This window comes from Agromyces humi (assembly GCF_009720255.1).
In the GTDB taxonomy this organism is placed as follows: domain Bacteria; phylum Actinomycetota; class Actinomycetes; order Actinomycetales; family Microbacteriaceae; genus Agromyces; species Agromyces humi.
Genome location: NZ_WJSP02000416.1, coordinates 1 through 3,037, shown reverse-complemented (window position 1 = coordinate 3,037; position 3,037 = coordinate 1). Strand labels below are relative to the sequence as shown.

The following is a 3,037-nucleotide window of genomic DNA, read 5'->3' as shown; positions in this document are numbered from 1 at the left end:
GAGCTCGGCAAGATCCGGCGCGTCGTCGAGAAGCAGGCCCCGATCAGCGAGGTCCTGCTCGTGCTCGACGCGACGACCGGGCAGAACGGGCTCGCGCAGGCCGAGGCGTTCATCGAGCACGGCGGCGTCACCGGTCTCGTGCTCACCAAGCTCGACGGCAGCGCGAAGGGCGGCTTCGTGCTGGCGGTCCAGGAGAAGACCGGACTGCCGATCAAGCTGATCGGCCAAGGCGAGGGCATCGGCGACCTCACGGGGTTCACGCCGCACGTCTTCGCGCAGAAGCTCGTGGGGTAGGAGGAACGCATGGCGATCGAACACGACTACTTCGGAGTCATCGGCGATTACTGGTCCGAGATGATCGAGTACGGCGACCAGCGCGTCGAGGTGGTGCTCGAGGCCGAGGACGGCATGGTGACGCCCGGGTCGCTGGATGCGGCCGCGGTCCTGGTCGGCGAGCTCGAGCTCGTCGACGAGGAGGTGCGCTCGGCGTTCGTGGGGCAGCTGGATTCGGGAAGCAGCCCGGTCGTGCGGTTCCTCGACGTGCTGCTCGATGCCGAACTCGAGCAGGCCGACGAGATCGAGGCGGCCATCGGACGCGATTCGGGCGATCGGCAGGTGGACGCGCTGCGCTCGCTGTCGCTCCTCCGCGTGGACCTCCGCCCCGAGGCCGACGGCGACGGCGAGCCGTTCGCCGAGTTCGAGTACGCCCTCGCACCGGAGGACACCGACGAGCGGCTCATCGCGGCGATCGACCTCGGCCGCGCGGTGGTCGACGTGCGCTTCGAGGGGTAGTCCGCGGCATCCGGCCACGGATCGGCCGCACGGCTGCGCTCGCTTAGACTTGGTGCACCATGGCTACCTTCGGAAACCTGTCTGACCGCCTCGCCGAGACCTTCAAGAACCTCCGCACCAAGGGCAAGCTGTCGGCGGCCGACGTCGACGGCACTGTGCGCGAGATCCGCCGCGCGCTGCTCGACGCCGACGTCTCGCTCGACGTGGTCAAGCAGTTCACGGCGCACGTGCGCGAGCGCGCCCTCGGCGACGAGGTCAACAAGGCGCTGAACCCGGCCCAGCAGGTCGTGCAGATCGTCAACGAGGAGCTCGTGGCGATCCTCGGCGGCGAGCAGCGCCGCCTGCAGTTCGCGAAGAACCCGCCGACCGTGATCATGCTCGCCGGCCTCCAGGGTGCCGGCAAGACCACGCTGGCCGGCAAGCTCGCGAAGTGGCTCGTGAAGGACGGCCACACGCCGATGCTCGTCGCGGCCGACCTCCAGCGACCGAATGCCGTGAACCAGCTGCAGGTCGTCGGGGCGCAGGCCGGCGTGCCGGTGTTCGCGCCCGAGCCGGGCAACGGCGTCGGCGACCCCGTGCGCGTCGCGAAGGACGCCGTGAAGCAGGCCGAGCGCGCGCAGCACGACGTGGTCATCATCGACACGGCGGGCCGCCTCGGCGTCGACGCCGAGATGATGAAGCAGGCCGCGAACATCCGCAAGGCCACGAACCCCGACGAGGTGCTGTTCGTCATCGACGCGATGATCGGCCAGGACGCCGTGGTCACGGCCAAGGCGTTCCAGGAGGGCGTCGACTTCACCGGCGTCGTGCTCTCGAAGCTCGACGGCGACGCCCGCGGTGGTGCCGCGCTCTCGGTGGCGTCGGTCACCGGCCGGCCCATCATCTTCGCGTCCACCGGCGAGGGACTCGACGACTTCGAGCCGTTCCACCCCGACCGCATGGCGAGCCGCATCCTCGACCTCGGCGACATCCTGACCCTCATCGAGCAGGCCCAGCAGGCCTTCGACGAGGAAGAGGCGATGAAGGTCGCCGAGAAGCTCGCGACCGAGCAGTTCACGCTCGAGGACTTCCTGGCCCAGATGCAGCAGCTGCGCGGCGCGGGCTCCATCAAGAAGATGCTCGGCATGCTCCCCGGCGCGGGCGGCATGAAGCAGCAGCTCGAGAACTTCGACGAGCGCGAGATCGTGCGCACCGAGGCGATCATCCAGTCGATGACCCCCGCCGAGCGCCGCAACCCCAAGCTCCTCAACGGCTCCCGGCGCCTGCGCATCGCACGCGGCTCCGGCATGACCGTCACCGACGTGAACCAGCTCGTGCAGCGCTTCGAGCAGGCCGCCAAGATGATGAAGACCGTCGCCCGCGGCGGCATGCCGCAGATCCCGGGCATGGGCCCGATCCCGGGCGGTGGCGGCTACGGCGGCGGCAAGCGCCAGGCCGCCAAGGGCAAGAAGAAGTCGTCGGGCTCGCGGTCGGGCAACCCCGCGAAGCGCGCCGCCGAGAACGCGGCCATCGCGTCGGGCACCGCCCCCGCAGGCCAGGGTGCGACGCCGGCGGGCTCGGGCTTCGGGCTGGGCGGCGGCGCGGGCGCCAAGGCGGCCCCCAGCGAGGAGGAGCTCGCGGCCCTGCAGAAGTTCCTCGGGCGCTGATCCGTCCGCTCAGTCGAGCGGCAGCCGGGCCTCCATCTCCACGAGCCGGTCGATCTCGAGCGCCTGGGCGTTCGCGATCGTGCGTGCCCATCTGGCGACCGCGGGGTCGCCGGCCTGGGCCAGGCGCTCCTCCGCCATCTGCACGGCTCCGCGATGATGCGGCAGCATCGCCTGCACGAACAGTCGGTCGAAGGCGGCGCCGTGGAGTCCCGCCGCGCGGTCGAGGGTCGCGCTGCTGATGTCTCCGCTCATGGGCTCGCCGTGATCGTGCGCCTCGCCGGCGACGCCGGCGGGCGACCTGCGTCGATCGAGCCAGTTGCGCATGGCATCGGCCTCCGCGCCCTGGACCAGGACGATGCGGCTCGCGAGTTCGGCGAGCTCCGGATCCGCAGCCCGGCCGGATGCCAGGCGAGCCAACGCCACCGCCTGATCGTGGTGGACGACCATCGCCGCGACGAATCCGACATCCGCCGTCGTCGCCTCCTGGGCGGACGCCTCCGCCGACGGTGCGGCGGGTGCCCCGGAACGGCGTCCGGGCGGTTCCGGCGTCACGAAGGCGCCGGCACGACCCGTGTCGGGACCGGCACCCGGGGCTGCCG

3 protein-coding genes and 1 pseudogene are annotated in these 3,037 nt (G+C 71.2%); 3 read left to right on the top strand and 1 reads right to left on the bottom strand.

Annotated features, from left to right (window positions below; genetic code table 11):
* From GH736_RS20115 to ffh, 3 genes and pseudogenes are all read left to right on the top strand, one after another.
* Nucleotides 1-294 (top strand): annotated as a pseudogene (locus tag GH736_RS20115) (signal recognition particle-docking protein FtsY); the annotation flags it as partial.
* Nucleotides 295-303: 9 nt separating this feature from the next.
* Complete coding sequence (locus GH736_RS20110) at nucleotides 304-792, top strand: hypothetical protein (protein WP_159606495.1); 489 nt, start codon at nucleotides 304-306, stop codon at nucleotides 790-792.
* Nucleotides 793-851: 59 nt separating this feature from the next.
* Nucleotides 852-2,438 carry a signal recognition particle protein gene (gene ffh / locus GH736_RS20105; RefSeq protein ID WP_159606493.1) on the top strand — a complete coding sequence of 529 codons (1,587 nt, stop codon included), beginning with the start codon at nucleotides 852-854 and terminating at the stop codon, nucleotides 2,436-2,438.
* Between the two features lie 9 nt (nucleotides 2,439-2,447).
* Here ffh and GH736_RS20100 read toward each other — a convergent pair.
* Nucleotides 2,448-3,037, bottom strand: a 590-nt coding sequence (locus GH736_RS20100) for a DUF305 domain-containing protein (RefSeq protein WP_203230878.1), incomplete at its 5' end; no start/stop codon positions are given.